The following is a 20,757-nucleotide window of genomic DNA, read 5'->3' as shown; positions in this document are numbered from 1 at the left end:
CGTCACGACGTCGCGAGCCCGTGGCCCCGCAGCTTGTCCGGCGTGGTCCCCGTCATCCTGCGGAACATGGCGATGAAGGCGGACGCGCTGGAGTAGCCCAGCTCCAGCGCGACGACCTCCACGGCGCTCCCCTCCTCCAGCATCGCGAGCGCCTTCACCACCCGGAGGCGCTGACGCCACTCGCTGAAGGACAACCCCAGGTGCTGCTGGCACCGCCGCTCCAGCGTCCGCTCCGTGGTGTGCACCTGGCGCGCCCACTGGGCCAGTGAGCGCCCATCCGCCGGCGCCTTCACCAGTGCCCGCAGCACCTCGCCGAGCAACGCGTCGTCGGACATGGGCAGGTAGCTGCCCTGCGGCGGCGCGAGCGAGAGCTGGTCGATGAGCACCCGCATCAACCGCCGCTCCGAGCTCGTGCGCGGGTACGCCACCTGGTGCTCGCGCAGGTGCTCCAACAGCGACTTCACCAACGGGCTCACCGCCAGCGCGCACGTCGTCCTCGGCAATCCCCGACACAGCGCCTTCGTGAGGTAGAGCGAGCAGTGGCTCGCCTCCGAGCGGTTCATCCCCCGGTGCTCCACGTCCGGAGGCAGCCAGATTCCATACTGCGGGGGCGCCAGGTAGTGGCTGCCCGCCAGCTCCAGCTCCATCACCCCGCTGAAGGCGTAGACGAACTCACCCCACGGATGGTGATGCCGGGGATACGTGGCCGCCGCGGGCAGCCGCGCCGTGCGGAAATACACGGGGTGCGGAAGCTTGGTGGAGAAAGGAACCTGGAGCTGCTGGGCCATGGCGGCTTCTCGGCATGGGTTGTCGGGTTCAAGCTATATGAATCAAGCCCGCCACACGCCATATCAAGGGCATGAGCACGCTTCGCAGACCCGTCGATGGCTTCGCGCTCGCCACGATGCTCCTCCTGTGCGCCCTCTGGGGCATCCAACAGGTGGCCATCAAGCTGGCCGCGTCCGACATCCCACCCCTGGCGCAGATGGCGCTGCGCTCGGGGCTCGCCGCCCTGCTGGTAGGCCTGCTGTGCCTGCTGCGCGGCGAGCGACTGGACCTGCGTGACGGCACCTGGCGCCCCGGCCTGCTGTCGGGCGTGCTCTTCGGCGCCGAGTTCCTCTTCATCGGAGAGGGCCTGCGCCACACGCACGCCTCCCACATCGCCGTCTTCCTCTACACCGCGCCCGTCTTCACCGCGCTGGGCCTGCACTGGCGCATCCCCTCGGAGCGGCTGCGCCGGGTGCAGTGGGTGGGCATCCTGGTCGCCTTCGCGGGCATCATGCTCGCCTTCGGCGGTGGCTGGCTCCAGGGAGGCATCACCCCGCGGATGCTCTGGGGCGACACGCTGGGGCTGCTCGCGGGCCTGTCCTGGAGCGCGACCACCGTGGTGGTGCGCGGCTCGTCGCTCTCCGAGGCGCGCCCCACGCACACCCTGCTCTACCAGCTGCTCGGCGGCTTCGCGCTCCTGCTGCCCATCGCGCTGTTCACCGGACAGACGGGCCACCTCTCCATGACGGGCACCGCCTGGGCGAGCCTGCTCTTCCAGGGCGTCATCGTGTCCTTCGCCAGCTACCTCGTCTGGTTCTGGCTGCTGCGCCGCTACCTCGCCTCGGGCCTGTCCGTGTTCTCGTTCATGACGCCCGTGTTCGGCGTCACCGCGGGCTGGCTGGTGCTGCGAGAGCCCGTGGGGCTGTTCTTCATCCTGGGCGCGGCCCTGGTGCTCGCGGGCATCCTCATCGTCAGCGCGCCGGGACTCCCGCGCACGGCCGCCCCCGCCGCGGGCCTCCGGCCGGGCCGGCTCGTTCCGTAATCCAGGTTCAACAGCACCCTGGATACACCGCCAGCGGATTCACCCGCCGCGTGGCCCGGAGCACCTCCGGAGGCCACGCACGCGGGCTTGCGACATTTCACGCGATTTCCCGTTCATCGGATGTGCGAGCCGGGCCGGCTCCGTTCCGAGCGCAGCGCATGACCCACGAACCGTGAATCGGGACGGTGTCGTCGCGGCCTTCGGCTCCACACAACCGTGATGGGAGAATCCAAGATGAAGTTCGTGAATCGTGGTGGCTGGGGCGCGCTGCTGTTGTCGGGGCTCATCGGCTGTGGCCAGGAGGCCCAGGACCCGGCGCCCGTGACACCGCAGGACGCGGTCCTCACCGCCGAGCAGGAGGCGCGCTTCCTCACGCCGCCCGCGGGCTGTACGGAGGTGACGCTCGGGGAGACGTTCAATGGCATCCAGCTGACGCCGGTGCAGTACGAGCGTCAGCCCACGTTCCGCGGCGACCTGACCAACCTGGGCGGCACCACGCGCGACGAGCTGCGCATCCGCCTGGACATGAACACGGCGCCGGGCCTCTACAACCTGGCCGCGGGCGGCGCGAACACCTTCACCTGCGAGCAGTGTGTCTTCGGCTACCAGGACATCGGCACCACGACGCAGAAGCTGTTCGTCGCGGACTCGGGCGCGCTGCTGCTCGCGCTCCAGCTGTCGCCGCAGCAGACGCTGGGCGCGCTGTCCAACGTGGTGCTGCGCGAGTCGGTGCTCGCCGCGCCCCGCTCCGGCCCCTACACGGGCTCCGCCGTGGTGGAGGGGGGCGAGTGCCGGTGGATCCGCTTCGCGACCTGGAACACCCTGCGCCCTGGCGGGTGTGACCCGCGTCAGGGCTCGCCGACGAGCGCCCTGCCGGACACGGCCTGCGTCGCGGACGACTACGCGGGCACGGACGGAACGCTGGAGCGCGCGCTCGGCACCAAGACGCAGGGCGAGTCGTGCACGCGCACCGCCGCGGCGAGCGAGTACGAGCTGGCCACCACCGACTGCGAGCAGGGCTTCGCGTGCACGGACCTGATCTCCGACGACGCGCAGTGCCTCAAGACGTGTGACTTCATGGCCGCGAACCCCGGCTGCCCCTCGGGCACCGTCTGCGGTGTCTATGGCCTGTGCACCGAGCAGTCCGTGCTGGAGGGCCACGGCTTCGCGTTCGACCCGGCGCTCATCGGCCAGCCGTGCTCCGGAGGCTTCACCGAGTTCTGCGGCGTCGAGGGCGCCCGGGGCAGCTGCTCCGACGTGGATGGCGCCGGTCCCGCGGTCGTGACGTGCCACCCCTACACCCGCGCCCGCTCCGACTGCGGCCCGGGCGAGGAGCTGGGCTACGTCTACTACCCGCTCTCGGGTGGCGGCATCGACCGCACCTACAGCTACTGCTACCCCCTCAGCCCCTGAGTCACCCCGGCGGCGCCTCCCCCGCTCCCCGCGGGTGAGGTGTCGCCCTGGCATCCGCGGCGGCCCACGCGGACGACCGGGCCCGCTCCCTCGATGAGCGGGCGCGTGCCACTGGAACGCGGGCCGCGTCGGCCCCGGACGCAGCCCCCTCGCGCGCCGCGGCTCCCGAGCCGCCCGCACGGCCTCCGCGTCGCACGTGGCTCGCACGGGATGTCGGGCCGACGCGCGCAAGGTCGGGCGACTTCCTGCATCTTCCTGGAAGAAGGAGGCGGTGGGTCCAGGCACACCGGCTGCACAGGGGACTGCGCACCGCCGCCCCCGCGCCCGGCCCGAACGCGAGCCCCCATGTTGATCCAGTGCCGAAGGTGTCACCGCAAGGTCTTCGTCTTCCAGTTCGAGAGCAAGACGCTCTGCAAGAGCTGTCTGACGCACGTCGCGAAGCCCGGCCCCATCCGGAAGAAGCCCTCGTACGTGGACCTGAAGAAGTCCCCCCACGACGCGCGCATCCAGAAGACCTTCAAGTCGATGAAGCAGGCGCGCCGGGAACAGGTCCGGCTTCGGCGGTCGGCGTCGGGCAGCCTGCTGAGCGCCCTGCTGGACCCGGTCCGGGAGTCCTCCCCGCCCCCGTCGCAGATGATGACCCTGGATGACACGGCGAGCATCCCCGAGCCCAGCGTGATGACGCTGCAGTGCATGACGCTGTTCATCCCCTTCGACGCGGGCAAGAAGTTCTACAAGGACAACGCGAAGCAGGGCACGTTCCAGGGGAACCTCGTCCCGACGGGCGGCTTCAACTTCGCGCCCCTGCAGAACGTGGGCGGCTTCCAGCCGCTCGCCGCGTTCAACACCAAGCCGTACCCGCACCACACGCCCTTCGAGAAGAAGTCGGGGTTCCTGGAGGAGGACGACGTGCTCGCCAACTACGACGCCATCGTCCTCAAGCACATCCAGGAGGCCACCAACGTGCTGGAGTGGAAGCGGCTCCACGCCAGGCGCCCCTACGACCTGCACAAGCAGCTCACGCAACGGGTGCCCGAGGTCATCTTCCTGTCGGAGGAGCTCAAGGGCGCGCCCTTCCCGGACGAGCTGCGCCCGTGCCCGGAGCTGACCTATCGGCGCATCGGCAGCATCCGCACGCTGCTCGACCCCGACGTGGACCCCAAGAACGAAATCTCCGCCTACGTCCTGCGCGACGAGATGTTCTCCTCACAGGTCCTGTACGAGGCCCGAGGCCTCATCCGCCAGGGCGTCAACCACCCCGAGAAGTGGCTCTGCGTGCAGAAGATCGTCCCCGAGTACCGCGTGTACTTCGAGGTCGCGGGCGTGCACCTGGACGCGGGCTACACCGGCCACACGAAGGACGACAAGAAGCACAAGGCGCTCGAGGAGGTGGCCCGCTTCGCCCACGACAACAACGTGGACGTGCTGCTGGGGGATTTGAACATGGACTCGTTCGAGCTGGGCGGAGGCTTCTTCCCGAACCGGTTCTCCTTCCAGGAGGGCTCCGACGGGAACATCCACCCCACGTACACCGTCTCCCACTCCAACACGAACGCGAAGAACAACTACATGGGAGGCATCATCGTGAACCAGGAGCAGGTGGACACCGAGTCCATCAACCTCCTGGGTGAGGACACGCGCTCCCTGTCGCGCACGCTGAACGACCACTTCTACTCGGACCACCCCGCCATCATGGCGAACTACGTGAAGTCCTTCCGCTGACGCGTCCGGAGCCTCCCCATGCCTCGCCACATCGCCGCCGTGCTGCTCTTCGCCGGACTGTCCGCGTGCGCCACCACGCCCGTCGACCCGGCGGCCTCCGCGAACGTCGCGTGCCCCACCGAGAAGCTCGCCTTCACCCGTGAGGCGGGCTGTCGCAACGACGGCGCGGTGGAGCTGTGCCTTCCGGCCCGCGACGCGGCGCTGCTCGCCCGCGTCCAGGCGCTCGCCCCCGGCGCGCGCGCCCTGGCCTCGCGAGGCCGCGCCGCGTGCGACACGGCCTCGGAGGTCCTGGTGCTGCTGCCCTTGGAGGCGCAGGACTGCGAGGCCCGACACGGCGCGCTCACGCCCGCCGCGTGGGAGCGGCTCTGCCGCGTCGCCGCGCTGCCCCAGGTGCGCACGCTCGTGCCCACCTGGTACGAGTGACACGCAGGCTACGGCGCCACGTAGACGCAGACGGCCAGCGCGCCGCAGCCAATCTCCACCGCGAGCTTGTTGCAGTCCGGCTTGAAGTCCGAGCGGTACAGGGTGTGGTTCTGCGTCCGCCGGTAGGGGCCGTCCACGCCGACGCCGCTGTAGTTGATGGACACGGTGAGCAGGCCGTTGTCCCCCGTCCCCGCGGGGATGAGCGTGGTGACGCTGCACGTGTCGCGGTTGTGGATGGGCAGGGGCTCGCCGCCCACCGTGACGCTGTTGATCTTGAAGTCCCCGTCGTTGTCGAAGCGGACGTACGCGGAGGAGGAGCGGTCCACCAGCTCCCCGTTCTCCATCGACAAATCACACGCGCCCGGCGTCCAGGTGCCCTTCTGGTACTGGCCCAGGAACGTGTTCGACCCGTTCTGCGGCCGGAAGCGCATCGTCTGCCCCTCGAAGACGACCTCGTAGTCGGGCAGGTTGTGCGTCGCATCCCAGCGAATCATCCGGGGGCTGATGAGCCGCCCCTTGTAGAGCCCCGCCGACGGCGAGCCGGGCAGCTCGCACATGTACACCCGGTCCGACGACTGGCCGGCGATGCCGCCGTAGGCCACGTCCGTCTTGTAGCCGTACTCACTGCCGAAGCGATTCCAGACACCCGTCACGGCGGAGTCGCCGCCCCCGGGGTTGTCGTCCTCCGCGCTGGAGTCACACGCGGACAAGGGGGCCAACAGCAGACATCCAAGGGAGAAACGCGCGAGGAGGAGGTTCACGTGCATCCTGATGAGCCGGCGATACACCGCTCGTTGAGCTGGATTTTTCCAGCGGAACCTAGAATTCCCCCGAGTCCCTCGTAAAGCAGCCCCCCGCTGGAAAATCCCGCGGGGGGCGTGCGGTGCTCGAAGCCACACCCGCGGGGTCGACACAGGGCGTCAGCTGGACTTGGATGCATGAAGACAGCAGTTTTCGCCCGGCGGTGCATCCCCCGGGGGTCCGTGATACCCCATGTATTCACGGGCTTTTGAGACCCCACGGTGGATGACTGATTCATAGACACCGCTGTCCGAAAATCGGGCGCTCCCCTGTGAATACAAAAAGCGCTGGTGAGACGGTGCTTTAACCCAGCCTGCGTCAGGCCTCTTTACACCTCGGACCCCGCAACCTGGAGCGCGGATACTCCAGGTTAATCTAGATTTGAGAGCTTCCCCACTCTTATCGGCCGAGTGGCCCGCCAGTTGCTGAGGGGACGAGCGCGCCGTCCGCGGCTGATGGGAAGGTCAGGCGGCGGCGCGTCCCCCCGAATCATCAGAGGAAAAGCACCATGTTCAAGAGAGCGGCAGTCCTCGTGGTGAGCTGTGGCGTGCTCGCGGCTTGTGGTTCCGAGACCGGCGACACGCAGCTGGAGAATGAGGAGATCAAGGCCAACCTGGTCGAGGCCGGCTTCCCGGCGGACGACATCATGGAGGTCGACGGTCTGGTGTACGTGGGCCGCGACGCCCACGTGACGCTCGAGGCCTCGCGTGAGATGCTGCAGCCCGTGACGCACGTGGAGCAGTACCGGACGACGAACCTGGTCTCCAGCAGCATCACGAAGATCTGCGTCAACCCCACCTCTTCGTTCAACAGCTACTCCCGCCTCAAGGCCGGTCTGACGGCCGCGGTCGCGAACTACAACGCGCTCGGCCTGAGCTTCACGATGGCCGTGGGCCCGACGACGGGCTGCAGCGCGAACATCACCGCGACGACGATGTCCGGCGCGGGTGGCTCGGCGGGCTTCCCCTCCGGCGGCCGTCCGTACGGCACCATCAACATCGGCACGGGCCTGCAGAGCTACAGCGCGGGCGTCAACGAGCACGTCATCACGCACGAGCTCGGCCACGCGGTCGGCTTCCGTCACTCCGACTACTACAACCGCGCCATCAGCTGCGGCTCCGGTGGTAACGAGGGCACGGCGGGCGTCGGCGCCATCCACATCACCGGCACGCCGACGACGGCGACGGTGGGCGGCTCCATCATGAACTCCTGCTTCCGCTCGTCGGAGACGGGCAACTTCACCAGCAGCGACCGCACCGCGCTGACCACGCTGTACTGAGCCCATGACGCGACCCCTCGGTTCCATCCTGAAACCCTGGGGTTCGCGCCTCGCGGGCACCGTGCTCCTGGGCCTCTGGGCCTGCGGGGGCTCGGTGCCCGCACCCTATGAACTGAAGGTCTGCGAGGAGCCGCAGCCGGCTGGTGTCACCGCGTTCACGCAGTGTGGCCCGTCGCTCGACTTCACGCCCATCAATCGCTACCAGGGCGCGCTCGCCAACATCCAGGAGCGAGAGGACGCCGTCGTCTTCATCAACGGCAGCTGCACCGGCACCTTGATTGCCGCGAGCGCGGGGCCGGTGGTGCTCACCGCGGGCCACTGTGTCGGGCTCGGGGACCGCTCCTTCGTGGTGTTCAACTTCGAGGACGAGGCGGACGGAGACCCGTTGATGACGGAGGGCACGGTCATCGAGCAATCGGCCGCGCCGGACTATGCCCTCATCCTGCTCGACACGCTCCCCACCGCCGCGCCCGTCCCGCTGACGACGCTGGCCACCGAGCGGCTGGCCGTCATCCAGCATCCGCGCGGCTCGCCCAAGGTCATCGCCGAGGGGCGCTACGCCGACGCGTGCAACCGGCTCGTCTACTACACGGACCTGGACACCCTGGTGGGCAGCTCCGGGGCCGCGGTGCTCAACGAGCAGGGCTACGTGCTGGGCATCCACACCGACGGCGACTGCGAGGTGTCGGGGCGCGGCGCGAACCGGGGCTGGACCGCGAGCGCCATCGTCGAGGCCTCCGAGTACCTCCAGGCAGCCGACCTCGTCGAGCGCTGAAGCCGTCCCGAGGTTACGCTCGGGCTCGCGCTCGGAACGTGATTGCCCGCATCCCGGGTTTACCGGGTCACATCCCGAGCGGGCTGGCGTGCGGCGGGCGTGCGAACTTTGCTAAGGGGGTGGGCATGTCTACCGCCCTCCAAAACCGTCCCGCCAGCCACCTGGCCCTCGGCCGCTTCGGCCAGTCGTCCTACATGATTCGCCGGCAGTTCTTCAAACTGTTCGGCGGCGCGTTCCACATCTACGACGCCGCGGGCAACCTCGCGTTCTACTCGAAGATGAAGGCCTTCAAGCTGAAGGAGGACCTGCGCATCTACGGCGACGAGCAGATGCGCGAGGAGCTGCTGAGCATCAAGGCGCGCGGCATCCTCGACTTCGGGATGACGTACGACGTGACGGACGCGTCCACGGGCGAGCGCGTGGGCGCGCTGCGCCGCAAGGGCCTGCGCTCCATCCTCCGCGACGAGTGGCTGGTGCTGGACACCAACGACCAGGAGATCGGCAAGATTGAGGAGGACAGCATGATGCTGGCGCTGGTGCGCCGCTTCCTCACCAACCTGCTCCCCCAGTCCTTCACCGGCACCGTGGGCGGCGCGCAGGTCCTCGCCTTCAAGCAGCGCTTCAACCCCTTCATCCAGAAGATCGACCTCGACTTCGGCATGGACCTCCAGAACCGCCTGGACCGCCGGCTCGGCATCGCGGCGGCGGTGCTCATGTGCGCCATCGAGGGCCGTCAGCAGTAGCGCTCCGCATGGGGTCCGGCCCCACTCACCGGACCCCTCGCCGGCGCGGCGAGGCCACGAGCAGCCGGGCGCCCCGAGGCAACGGCGCCTTATCGCCACCATGATTCAACTGTAACTCAGGAACAGGGATTCCCGGGACACGGGGCCGCCCATGGAAGCCTCCCGCCGCTTTGGGGAGTGAGGCGCCTTGCCGGCTGTTATCGACGGGCCCCGAGCGCCCTCCTCCACCACGACAGGGAAGCAGCCAACCGCCGTATCGCTCGGAGGCGCGGCCTTCCCGTTCGAGTGACCGCGATGACAGCACCCGCCACGATGTCCACCGCCCTGCCCTCCGTGGAGCCCCCGGCGGCGAGCCTGGCGACGACGAAGGGCCGGAGGATCCTCGGCATCGACGCCCTGCGGGGACTGGTCATGGCGCTGATGCTGGTGGACCACGTGCGCGAGTACTTCTATCTCCACGCGCAGGTCAGCGACCCGGTGGTGCTGGCGACCACGCCGCCCGGGCTCTTCTTCACCCGGCTGGCCGCGCACCTGTGCGCGCCCGTCTTCGTCATCCTCACGGGCGTGGCGGCCTGGCTCTACGGCCAGCGGCATGGAGGGCGCCGCGCGGCGTCCGGCTTCCTGTTCAAGCGGGGCCTGTTCCTGCTGGTGCTGGAGCTGACCGTGGTCAACTTCGCGTGGACGTTCCAGCTGCTCCCGCCGACGTACTACTTCCAGGTCATCGGGGCCATCGGGCTGTCGATGATGGTGCTGGCCGCCCTGCTCCACCTGCCCCGCCCCGCGCTGCTGGGCTTCGCGCTGCTCGTGCTTCTGGGCCACAACCTGCTGGACCCCGTCCACTTCGCGGCGGGCGAGCCGGGGCACACCTGGTGGGCGCTCCTGCATGACCGGGGCTTCATCGACCTGCCGTGGGGCGCGCGGCTCAAGACGTCCTATCCCGTGCTGCCGTGGTTGGGCGTCATCGCGCTGGGCTACGCGGTGGGGCCGTGGTTCTCGTCCCAGGTCCAGGCGACGACGCGGCGCCGGTGGCTGCTGCTCGCGTCCGCCGGCGCGCTCGCCCTCTTCGGGGTGCTCAGGCTCGTGAACGTCTACGGCGAGCCCCTGCCGTGGTCCGTCGGCGCGACGCCGCTGGAGACGGTCATGTCGTTCCTCAACCTGACCAAGTACCCACCGTCGCTCGACTTCCTGCTGCTGACCCTGGGCGTGGGCGCGGCGCTGCTGGCGCTTTTGGACCTGGCGCCGAAGCCCCTGAGCACGACGCTGGCGGTGTTCGGCGCGGCGCCGCTGTTCTTCTATGTCGTCCACCTCTACCTGCTCCACGCGCTGAACCGGCTCGCGCTCGCGGCCCTCGGCCCCAACCAGGGGACGCTGTTCAGCCTCCCCGGTGTCGGCTCGCTCTGGCTGCTGGCGGCGGTGACCACCGTGCCCATGTGGTTCGCCTGCCGGGCCTTCGCCCGGCTCAAGGCCCGCTCGCGCAGCCCCTGGATGAGCTACCTCTGAGGCCGGATGAACGCGGCGAAGCGCTTGTCGAGCACGGGCGCCGCCTTGTCGACGGCGGCCCACGTGTCGTCGGCCAGCTTCGGTGCGTCGTGGCCGCTCTCGGTCGAGCGCTTGCCGAAGACCTGGATGAGGTCCTTCTTGATCCACAGGTCGTTCATGTTGTGGAACCAGCGCCACAGCAGCGTCTGGAGCGCGGGCTCGTCCCGGAGGTGGCCCGTCCACAGGCCCCGAGGCATCGCCTGCTTCACCAGCTCCGAGCCCTGGGCCTCCCGCCGGGCAATCTTCGCCAGCAGCGCCTGGTGCGCGGGGAAGCGTGACGTGTCCAGCAGCCCCCGCGTCACCGCGTAGCCGACGAAGAGTCCGGTGGTGACATCCGGATACCGCGCGAGGTCCCCCGAGCCCTTCACCGACAGGGTGACGGTGATTCCGTCATCGAACTCGAGCTCGAGCTCCAGGAGCCCCTCGGTGTCGAGCGGGTAGAGCCAGAAGGCGACGTTGAGCTCGTCCTCGTCCGCGAAGCTCGCCTTGCGGCCCGTGGGCGGCCCCAGCACCTTCGTGACCTCCGCCTCCGACTTCGCCTTCCACGGCACGCCCAGCACGTCCTCGCCCACCGCGGACCGCACCCAGGCGGTGGAGATGTAGGGGATGAACGACCTGGCCGTCTTCGGAACCGGAGGGAAGGCGTCGTGGAGGATGTCGTGAGACAGGACCAGCTCGATGCCCTGCTTGGGCGCGGAGACGTTGACCGAGTCCTTGTTCTCGCTCGTGGAGGCCGGCAGCTTCTTGCCCAGGACCTCCGTCACGTAGGTGATGACCTCCGGCGCATCCGCGCGACGCCCGAGCACCGACGCCACCTGCCGCGTCTTGGGGCCGAGCTTCGCCATGACGTCGGTGGGGGTGAACGCGGGCGCGGAGGTGGAAGGCCGCGGGGCCGAGGGCTTCTCGTCACCGTCGAGCCAGGCGGCGAAGTCGAACTCCGCCGTCTTGGGCACCTTCACCTTGTGCTTCTTCAACCAGGCGGCCAGGGCCTCGCGTCCGGCCCCGGCCTCCTCGTCGTCGAGGTCGTGGATGTCCGTCTCGCCCTGGGACCACAGGGCGAGGAACTCCTCCAGGCTGTTGGCGACGGTCTGCGTCTCACCCTCGGAGCCGAGCAGCGCCACGGCGGGCGGCGCCTTCCCACCGGGCTTCACCAACAGCAGCAGCGAGCCGTCCGCGAGGCTCAGGAAGGAGAAGGCGGCGGCGCGAAGACGGTCCGCCTTCTCCGGGCTCCACTCCTTCGGAACCGCCTCGACCACCAGCCCATCGAACCACCCCAGGGTTCCATGGTCTTGCTTGCCGACCCACTCGCCCACCTTCTGGAGCAGTGGGGGGAGCTCATGACCTTCGGGCACTTCGGACAGGTTCACGGTGTACTTCGGCATGGGCGGTCGGCTCAGCCTCCTGCGGAGGAGGATAGGCCGAACGCCCTGGCCATGGAGCGCCAGGACCTCACGGAAGGTTGCCCTCAGCCGGCGAGGCTCGCGGCACGCTCCTGGCGTGGAGCGGACAGCCGGGCGGCCAGCTCTCGGAGGGACGGCCCGCTGACGACCTCCAGGGTGGAGAGTCTCATCCCCAGCTCGCGCTCGACGGCGGTCACCAACTCCAGGGCCATGATGGAGTCCAGCCCCAGCTCCCTCAGGGGTTGGGTGACGTTGAGCGCGGATTCCTGCGTGCGCATGACCCTCGCCACGATTCGCGTCAGACCCTGGAGGAGGTGCCCACGTCGGGTGTCCTCGTCCATGCCCTCGAAGGCCCCGGACGCGGGTGCGCCGTGCTGTCCGAGGCCGGGAGCGCCAGCGGGCGCATCCATCAGCCCGACCAGTCGCCTCGCGCCGCTCCAGGGAACGAGCGCCTCGCCCCATCGTCGCCAGTCGACGTCCGCGATGGCGAGCTGGACGGGCCTCGCCTCCAGGACGTGCCCGAGCCCCTGGAGCGCGGCGCGCGTGGACAGGCCTCGCAGGCCCAGGTGCTCCAGGTGGCGCGCCACGCTCGCGTTACGGGCGACGAGCCCGGCCTCCCCCAGCGCCCCCCATTGAATCGCCGTCGCCGGCAAGCCCTGCTGGCGTCGGTGCACCGCGAGCTGGTCCAGGAACGCGTTCGCCGCGACATAGGCCCCCTGCCCCGCGTTGCCGACGAGCGACGAGAGGGACGAGAAGACCACCCAGTGCTCCAGGGGCAGCCGCCGCGTCAGCTGATGCAGGTTCCACGCGCCCTGGGCCTTGGCGGCCAGGACCCGCTCCAGCGAGCCTCGGTCCAGTTGCTCCAGCGGCTTGTCCTCCAGGAGGGTGGCGCAATGGAAGACGCCTCGGAGCGGCGGTAGCCCCGCGTGGATTCGGGTGAACACCTGCTCCAGCGCCTCACGGCTCGACACGTCCACGGCGAGGGCCTGGACGCTGGCGCCTCGCGCGCGCCACTGCGCGAGGGTGGCGCGCGCCTCCTCGGACCGGGCACCCCTGCGGCTCACGAGCACCAGGTGCCGAGCGCCCTCCTCGACGAGCCACCGCGCCACCTCCAGCCCGAACCCACCGAGGCCACCGGTCACGAGATAGGTGCTCTCCGACGAGAATCGCGGGCCGCGCGCGGGGGGGCGGACTCGGAGCCCCGGGTCCTTGATGGAGATGCACACCTTGCCGATGTGCTGACCTCGCGCCAGGGTCCGGAACGCGTCCTCCGTCTGACTCGCGGGCCAGGAGCGGGAGGGCAAGGGACGGAAGCTGCCGTCCTCGAAGCGGGCCAGCACCTCCTGATACAGCTGGCGCACCTCATCGGGGCGACTCCGCAGGAGCCGGTCGAAGTCCACCGCCGCGTACGTCAGGTTCTCGTTGAACGGGCGCAGCCGCAGCAGCTCGTCCTGCTCGAAGCTGGCCTTGCCCAGCTCGATGAACCGGCCGAAGGGCGCCAGGCACTCCACGCTGCGAGACACGACCTCTCCCGGCGAGAAGCTCAGCACCACGTCCACCCCGCGCCCGTCCGTCCAGGCGCGGACGTCCTCGGCGAAGCGCGTGTCACGGGAGTGGCTCACGTGGGTGAGCCCCTGGTCGCGCAGGTACTGGCGCTTCTCCTCCCTCCCCGCCGTCGCGAGGATGTCCGCGCCGCACCAGCGGGCCACCTCGATGGCCGCGAGCCCGACGCCGCCCGTCGCGCCGTGGATGAGGATGCGCTCGCCCCGCCGCAGCCGGGCCACCCGCATGAGCGCGTGGTACACGGTCAGGAAGACGATGAGGTTGGCGCCCTGTTCGAAGGACAGGTGCTCGGGGAGCTTCACCACGTTCCCCGCGGGCAGCACCACGTGTGACGCGATGAAGCCCGGGGCCACGCCGTAGACACGGTCCCCTACCGCGAAGCCCGTCACCCCCTCGCCCACCGCGCTGATGCGCCCGGCGCCCTCCATGCCGATGGCTTCGCCGATATAGGTGTCCCGCGTCACGCGCGAGGAGAGCAGGCCCAGGGCCTTCATCACGTCCTTGAAGCCGAGCGCCGTGGACTCCACCTCGAGCTCGACCTCGCCGGGGCCGGGGGCGCGTCGCGCCTTCGCCACGAAGCCGAGGGTGTCGAGCTGTCCCTCCTTGCCGAGGACCAGCTGGTACCCCATTCCCTCCGGGACCGGCTCCAGTTGCGGCGCCTCCGTGGGAGGCGTGAGCGTGTCGCGCACGAGCCGAACGGCGTGGAACAGGCCCTCGCGTTCGGCGACCTCCTGCTCCATGCCGAGCCCGCTCAGGCGCAGCAGCAACGCCTCGATGCTCGACGGCTCTGCGTCCAGGTCCACCACGGTGAGTCGGAGGTCCGGCCGCTCCGTCATCGCGGTCCGGGCGAGCCCCAGCAGCGGCGCGAGGCAGAGCGACGGCAGCTCCCGATGTGTCGCGAGTCCGCTCGTGAGGAGCCCGGACGAACCCGTGGCATCGCGTCCGAACACAGGCGCCGCTTCAGCATGGAGCACCGCGCGCTGAGCCTCGACCACCGCGTCCTCGATGCGCTTTTCGTCTGAAGGGTTCTTGAGCGGACCGGTTCGGCGCAGGCCAGACGCACCGGCGGCGTCAGGGAGAAGCTCGACTGACTCGGCGCGGGTGGCGAGGACATCTCCACCCGAGCTGTCCATGGGTCGACCCACGAGACTCCGCCCGGATGTCTGGGCAACGCCCGATGACTGCAACACAGACGCGACACGCGTGGTGCGAACATCCTCAACAGAGAGCTCCCCGAGCTGACCAGGATCGAGCCGCTCAGTCGGGTGGGCAGTGTCGGACAGGGGCTCGACAAACTCGGCGCGCGTGGTGACCAGGTAGTAGCGGTCGATGCGCCCTGGACGCAGGGCTTGAATGCACCGAAGCAGCGCATCGGCCGCGTCCACACCTCGTGCGACCGGCGCTTCGCTCTCGGGCGTGGCGGCAAGCCAGCGCAGGTCCACGAGCCGCACCTTGGCACTCTCGGGCAGAGCCGTGAGCGTCGCATCCAGTGCGGTGGCATCGGAGACAGCGTGCCACTGCGACGTACTCGTCCCAGGTACCGCACCGCCCATCACCACCCACGTCACCTCTTCGCGCGCCACTGGCTCCGAGGGCTCGAACCGCTCCCATCGTCGCGAGTACACCGAGCGCTCCAGGAGCACCGCTTCGTCCGTGCGAACCCTCGGCAACAGTCGGCACGTCAAGCCCGTGACCTCGGCCACGACGACACCGTCCTCGCTCAGCAAGGTGATGTCCCCACGCAACGTCCCCTCCCCTACCGAGCGGAGCCGTCCATGGGACCAGAGCGTCCGTCCCGGCGACATCAGCACCTCGATGCAGTCGACCCCCGTGGGCACGATGTCGTGGTCCGCGTCATCCATCGCGGCCGCGATGAGGCTGTGGAACGCCCCGTCGAGCAGCACGGGATGCAGGTGGTATCCCCGCGTGTCCACTCCGGCCGGCAGGTCGAGTCGCGCGAGCACCTCCCCCGGAGCGCGATGCAGTGCACTCACCACGCGGAACGCAGGTCCATACCGCAGCCCTCCGCGCTCGAGTGACGCGTAGAGCGCCTCCGGCCTCGTCGACTCCGGCAAGCGCGCACAAAGCGCCGCCACCTCCACGAGGCGCGAGCCCCGCCCCGACGACATCAGCCTCCCGCGTGCGCAGACCACGGGCTGCTGCCCTTCCTCCTGACGTTGAACGACGAAGCGGGACGTCTCCGCGGAGAACCCCAGCCGAAGACGCGGGCTCGTCTCAGGGCTGAGCACCACCGCGGAGCTCAGCTCCAGCTCCTCGATACGGCAACGCGCATCCCCCGTGAGCGCATGCCGCGCCGCCAGCGCCAGCTCCACATGCCCCGCGCCCGGGAAGAGCAGACTCCCCGCCGCGTGATGGTCCGCGAGATAGGGCACCGCCGCGAGGCTCAGCTCCGCCGTCCAGGCGCCCGGCTCGGAGTCCACCAGCAGCGGGTGTCCTCCGAAGGCACGGCGTCGACTCTCGGAGCGCACGCTCTCCCCCCAGTAGACCTTGCGCTGCCAGGGCATCCTCGGAGCACCGACGTACGCCCCAGGGCCGAAGTAGCCACGCCAGGCGACGTCCACCCCCAGGACATGGAGCCGCCCGAGCGCGGAGGTCATCGTCTCCTGCTCGGAAGCCTCCCGCACGAGCGACGCGAGCACCTCGCCCTTCACGCCCGCCGTGCTCGACACGTCCCGGATGGACGAGGCCAGCACCGGGTGCGGTCCCACTTCGATGAACGTCCCATGTCCATCCTCCGCGGCGGCACGCAGTGCGTCCGCGAAGCGCACCGAGCCCCTGACATTGTTCCACCAGTACGTCGCGTCATGGCGCTCGGGCTCCATCATGAGCCGCCCGGACACCGTCGAGTAGATGGGCAGGCGCGGCGCGTTGGGGCGCAGCACGGCCAGCGCCTCCAGCAGTTCGCCCTGGAGCGGGTCCATCAAGGGGCTGTGATACGGCACCTCCACCTGGAGGAAGCGATTGAAGCGCTGAGCGGCGGCCAGCTCCGCGGCCACACGCTCCAATGGAGCCCGCGCCCCCGCGAGCGTCACCGAGCGCGCGCTGTTGATGGCGGCGACGGCGATACCCGGGCCATGACGCTGGACCCACTCGAGCGCCTCCTCCGGCCCCAGGCCGACGGCCAGCATGGCCCCCTGCCCCGCCACCCGTTGTTGCAGCCGGCTGCGATGGAAGGCGGTCAGCAGCGCCTCCCGCGTGTCCAATGCCCCCGAGGCCCATGCGGCGCCGACCTCACCGATGCTGTGTCCCACCACCCCGTCAGGCACGACGCCCCACGATGCCCACAGGCGCGTGAGCGCCACCTGCAACACGGCATTGGCCGGCTGCGCCACCTCCGTGCGGGTGATGCGTGACGACGCCGCGTCGCGCTTCAGCTCCTCCGCGATGGACCACCCGGCCAGCTCGCGGAAGAGGCCATCGCACGCCTCAACGGCCTCACGGAAGACGCGCTCGGTGGCCAGGAGCTGTCGCCCCATCGCCCACCACTGCGGCCCCATGCCCGTGTAGACGAAGAGCACCTTGCGCCGCGCCTCGACCGGGTCCGCGACGAAGTCCAGCCCCGGCACATCCCGCTCGCCTCGCGCGATGGCGCGCAGCGACCGGACCAGGGCCTCCCGATTCGCGCCTCGGAGGGCCAGGCGATGGCGTGGATGCGAGCGGTGCACGGCCGCGTCACGGCACAGCTGCTCCGGCGTCGCGCGCCCCTCCTCCAGCCAGACCGCGTACCGCTCCGCCAGCGCGGACAGCGCCTCGTTCGACTTCGCCCCCAGGGCGAGCAGGTGCGGACGCCCCTCGGGACGCTTGGGTGTCAACCCGGCCGCGCGAGGCGGCGGCTCCGCCAGGACGACGTGCGCGTTGGTTCCGCCATACCCGAACGAGTTCACACCGGCGAAGCGCGGCTCGGTGCTTCGTGGCAATGCCTCGGGACGCGTGGGGATGTGCAGCCCCAGGGTCTCGAGCGGAATCTGGGGGTTCACCCGTCCCAGGTGCGGATGAGGCGGGACCAGGCCATGTTCGAGCACCAGGGCTGCCTTGATGACGCCGGCCACGCCCGCCGCGGCCTCCAGGTGTCCCAGGTTCGTCTTCACCGAGCCCATGCGGCAGCGCTCCGGGCCCGTCCGACCCGCGCCCGTCACGGTGCCGATGGCGCGCGCCTCGATGGGGTCACCCACCGGAGTGCCCGTGCCATGGGCCTCCACGTACGCGACGCGCGACGGGTCCACGTCCGCCTTCGCGTAGGCCTCTCGCATCACCGCCACCTGCGCGTCCGCGTTGGGCACGGTGATGCCCGGCGTCCGTCCATCCTGGTTCACCGCCGTGCCCAGGATGAGCGAGTGGATGGGATTGCCGTCCCGCAGCGCCGCGGACAACGGCTTGACGACGAGCATCGCCGCGCCCTCCGCGCGCACGTAGCCGTCGGCCTGGTCGCTGAACGCGTGGCAGCGACCTCGGGGAGACAGGAACCGCCCCTTCGACATCGTGATTTGCGTCTCGGGGAGGAGCAGGACGTTGACGCCTCCGACGAGCGCCGCCTCGCTCTCGCCCGCCCACAGGCTCTGGCAGGCCAGGTGCAACGCGACCAGCGATGAGGAGCACGCCGTGTCCAGCGACACGCTGGGTCCTCGCAAGTCGTAGAAGTACGACAGCCGGTTGGAGAGCATCGTCAGCGTGCTCGCCGTCGCCGAGTGGCTGTCGAGCCGCTCCCGGTTGTCCGGGCTCGCGTGCAGGATGAGGTTGTCCATCATGAAGCCGCCGACGAAGACCCCCGTGCGGCTGCCCGCGAGGGTGCTCGGCGGCAGGCCCGCGTCCTCGAGCGCCTCCCACGACACTTCCAGCATCAAGCGCTGCTGCGGGTCCAGCGTGTTGGCCTCTCGCGGGGTGATGCCGAAGAAGCCCGGCTCGAACTCACGCAGGTCCTGCTGGAGCAACCCCGCGCGCTGCACATAGGTGCGCCCCGGTGCGCGGCCCGAGGCATCGTGGAACTTCTTCGCGTCCCAGCGCCCCTCGGGGATGTCGACGATGCACTCGCGCCCCTCCATCAACACCTTCCAGAACCCGTCCGTGTCCTCGATGCCGCCCGGCAGGCGGCAGCCGATGCCGACGATGGCCAGCGGCTCGCGCGCGGGCTCCACGTCCGCGCGGCCCGGTGAGGCGCGGGTGGGCCCCCGCCGCTCCTTCGACACGACGGGCACGGGGACCTCGTGGCCCGTCACGCTCCGCAGGACCTGGGCGGGCGGGACGGTGCCGCTCGCGTCCCGGAAGACCGCGCGCACGTGGCCGGTGACCACCGGACGCCCGGGCTCCGAGGGACGTCGGAACTCCTGCTGGAAGTAGAGCCACTGCTCGTCCCAGGAGACCAGCCGCGTGCCCAGCTCATAGGACTCGAACAGGCGCAGCGAGTCGCGGAACTGGAGCGACGTCGCTCCGACGGGAACCACCCACCGGTGTCGCAGCACCTGGGGCAACAGGCCCGCGCGCACGAGCAGGTCCATGCGCCCCAGGTCCATCATCGCCAGGTAGCGGCTGTTGTTCATGTGGCCGAAGAGGTCCAGGTCCGAGGGCAGGACGCGCCATCGGGTGACGCTCTCCTCGAGCGGGCCCACGCGGCCTCGCAGGGCACCGTGCAACAGGGTCTGGAACAATCGGAGCGAGGGCTTCATGGGGAATCCTTTCGGAGGAGGTCTCCGAGGACGTTGCGGCGCAGGACGATGGAAGCGGCGAGGACCCCGGACATCAGCGACGCGCCGACGCCCACCGAGACGGCGTCCTGTCCCACCAGGAGCAACCCCTGGATGGGCAGCCGCGAGCGGAGCCACGGCTGTCGGAAGCGCTCCGGGCTGTGCTCCAATCCGTAGATGGAGCCGCGCGGTCGGTGGGCGAAGTGCGCCGTGCTGAGCGGCGTGGACAGCTCCTGGTACTCCACCCGCCCCTTCAGCTGCGGGAACTGCTCCAGGACGACGCAGAGCAGGCGCTCGGAGAGCCGGGCCTTGAGGTCGTCGTACTCGGCCCCTCGACGGCGCCAGCGCGTGCCCTCCCACTTCTCGAACCAGTCATAGGGCGCGGGGCACAGGGCGGTGAGCGTGGAGCGCCCCGGGTGGCGCTGGGCCCACGAAGGGTCTCTCGCCGAGGACGAGCTCAGGTAGACGACGGGCAGCGGCGCGGAGACGGCGCGCGTGAAGGCGCGCAGGTTCGCGTCGTGGTCATACCCGGCATGGACCCAGACATTGGTCGCCGGCAGGGCCACCTCGTCGGGCGCGCCCTTCAGGCCCAGGTACAGGCCGAGGTGACCAATGGACTGCGGAATCCGCTGGAGCCCTCGCGTCACCTCGGGCGGCCTCCAGGGCTCCGGGAGCAGCGAGCCCAGGGTCTGCGCCGCGCCCGCGCCGCTGATGACGTACCGGGCACGCAGCTCCTCGCCGTCGGTCAGGCGCACGCCCAGGGCGCGGCCATCCTTCACGAGGATCTCCTTCACCTCCGCGCGGACGCGAACCTGCCCGCCCGCGCGGGTGATGACCGGCGCGATGTGGTCCAGGATGCCGCCCGCGCCACCGACCGGGTAGCACGCACCCTCCAGGTAGTTCTCCGCCACCAGCGCGTGCATGGCGAAGCTGCTGTGCCCTGGAGGCAGCGCGTAGTTCCCCCACTGCCCCGTGAGCACACCCAGCAGGCGCGGGTCCGACGTGAGCGTGGACAACACATCCCGCGTCGTGCGGTTGGAGTGACGGCGAAAGGGCCAACCGAGCACGGGATGCGTGAGCGGAGTCATCCACCGGGGGAGCACGTGCTGGATGAAGTAGCGCAGCGAGGCCCGCTTCACGCCATGCAGCAGGCGCACGTACGCGGTGATGGCCTTGCGCTCGGAGGGGAAGGTGCCGCACAGCTCGGCCTCGAACGCCTCCGCGCCGGTGACGTAGTCATGACACCTGTCCGCGAAGACGAGCCTGTCGTAGACGCGGTCCATCCGCGCCCAGCCGAGCGCGCCCTCGGTGACGAAGTCGAAGACGCGCCGCAGGGGCTCGTCCGGGTCATGCAGCTTGCCCAGACAGTGCACGCCGACGTCCCACTCGTAGCCCTTGCGCTGGAAGGTGTGCGTCATGCCCCCGGCGACGGAGTGCCGCTCCAGCACCAGCACCTTCAGGCCATGGCGGGACAGGACGGCCGCCGCGCCCAGCGAGCCCATCCCCGAGCCGATGAAGATGACATCGAAGGACGCACCCGTGGCGGACGCGTCGGCGCGTCGAGAAAGCAATCCCATGACGGTGGACTCC

General features: G+C 70.0%; 13 protein-coding genes. 8 read left to right on the top strand and 5 right to left on the bottom strand.

Features of this window, described 5'->3' with window-relative positions; translation table 11 throughout:
• Positions 1–2: 2 nt before the first annotated feature.
• Positions 3–788: a helix-turn-helix transcriptional regulator gene (locus tag K8625_RS36720; RefSeq protein WP_223785301.1), complete on the bottom strand. Its 786-nt coding sequence runs from the start codon at positions 786–788 to the stop codon at positions 3–5.
• A gap of 71 nt (positions 789–859) precedes the next feature.
• On the opposite strand from K8625_RS36720, the gene K8625_RS36715 reads away from it, so the two are divergent.
• The 4 genes from K8625_RS36715 to K8625_RS36700 all read left to right on the top strand — a co-directional run bounded on the left by K8625_RS36715 (position 860) and on the right by K8625_RS36700 (position 5,368).
• Positions 860–1,810 (top strand): DMT family transporter, encoded by a 951-nt coding sequence (locus tag K8625_RS36715; RefSeq protein WP_223748947.1) that lies wholly within the window; start codon positions 860–862, stop codon positions 1,808–1,810.
• 234 nt (positions 1,811–2,044) lie between these two features.
• A complete protein-coding gene (locus K8625_RS36710) occupies positions 2,045–3,223 on the top strand; it encodes a hypothetical protein (protein WP_223785300.1) in 1,179 nt (392 codons plus the stop codon).
• 345 nt (positions 3,224–3,568) lie between these two features.
• Complete coding sequence (locus tag K8625_RS36705; protein ID WP_223748945.1) at positions 3,569–4,945, top strand: hypothetical protein; 1,377 nt, start codon at positions 3,569–3,571, stop codon at positions 4,943–4,945.
• Positions 4,946–4,963: 18 nt separating this feature from the next.
• The gene (locus K8625_RS36700) at positions 4,964–5,368 is read left to right on the top strand and encodes a hypothetical protein (protein ID WP_223748944.1); all 405 of its coding nucleotides are present in this window, start codon (positions 4,964–4,966) and stop codon (positions 5,366–5,368) included.
• 8 nt (positions 5,369–5,376) lie between these two features.
• Here the strand turns inward: K8625_RS36700 and K8625_RS36695 are convergent, their stop codons facing one another.
• A complete protein-coding gene (locus K8625_RS36695) occupies positions 5,377–6,087 on the bottom strand; it encodes a hypothetical protein (protein WP_223785299.1) in 711 nt (236 codons plus the stop codon).
• 590 nt (positions 6,088–6,677) lie between these two features.
• On the opposite strand from K8625_RS36695, the gene K8625_RS36690 reads away from it, so the two are divergent.
• The 4 genes from K8625_RS36690 to K8625_RS36675 all read left to right on the top strand — a co-directional run bounded on the left by K8625_RS36690 (position 6,678) and on the right by K8625_RS36675 (position 10,466).
• Positions 6,678–7,448 (top strand): zinc-dependent metalloprotease, encoded by a 771-nt coding sequence (locus tag K8625_RS36690; RefSeq protein ID WP_223748942.1) that lies wholly within the window; start codon positions 6,678–6,680, stop codon positions 7,446–7,448.
• A 4-nt stretch (positions 7,449–7,452) separates the two neighbouring features.
• Complete coding sequence (locus tag K8625_RS36685) at positions 7,453–8,223, top strand: serine protease (protein WP_223748941.1); 771 nt, start codon at positions 7,453–7,455, stop codon at positions 8,221–8,223.
• A gap of 125 nt (positions 8,224–8,348) precedes the next feature.
• The gene (locus K8625_RS36680) at positions 8,349–8,966 is read left to right on the top strand and encodes a hypothetical protein (protein WP_223748940.1); all 618 of its coding nucleotides are present in this window, start codon (positions 8,349–8,351) and stop codon (positions 8,964–8,966) included.
• Between the two features lie 294 nt (positions 8,967–9,260).
• A complete protein-coding gene (locus K8625_RS36675; protein ID WP_223785298.1) occupies positions 9,261–10,466 on the top strand; it encodes a DUF1624 domain-containing protein in 1,206 nt (401 codons plus the stop codon).
• Here the strand turns inward: K8625_RS36675 and K8625_RS36670 are convergent.
• The 3 genes from K8625_RS36670 to K8625_RS36660 all read right to left on the bottom strand — a co-directional run bounded on the left by K8625_RS36670 (position 10,457) and on the right by K8625_RS36660 (position 20,744).
• Positions 10,457–11,887, bottom strand: coding sequence for a hypothetical protein (locus tag K8625_RS36670; protein ID WP_223785297.1), 1,431 nt, complete (start codon positions 11,885–11,887; stop codon positions 10,457–10,459). The genes K8625_RS36675 and K8625_RS36670 overlap by 10 nt on opposite strands.
• A gap of 83 nt (positions 11,888–11,970) precedes the next feature.
• Positions 11,971–19,149, bottom strand: coding sequence for a type I polyketide synthase (locus tag K8625_RS36665; protein ID WP_223785296.1), 7,179 nt, complete (start codon positions 19,147–19,149; stop codon positions 11,971–11,973).
• Complete coding sequence (locus K8625_RS36660; RefSeq protein ID WP_223785295.1) at positions 19,146–20,744, bottom strand: NAD(P)/FAD-dependent oxidoreductase; 1,599 nt, start codon at positions 20,742–20,744, stop codon at positions 19,146–19,148. Before K8625_RS36660 ends, K8625_RS36665 begins: the two co-directional genes overlap by 4 nt.
• Between the last annotated feature and the right edge of the window lie 13 nt (positions 20,745–20,757).

It is taken from the genome of Myxococcus sp. AS-1-15, from assembly GCF_020037055.1.
Taxonomy (GTDB): domain Bacteria; phylum Myxococcota; class Myxococcia; order Myxococcales; family Myxococcaceae; genus Myxococcus; species Myxococcus fulvus.
The sequence above is the reverse complement of the archived record's forward strand: the minus strand, read 5'-3'. Positions and strand labels throughout refer to the sequence as shown.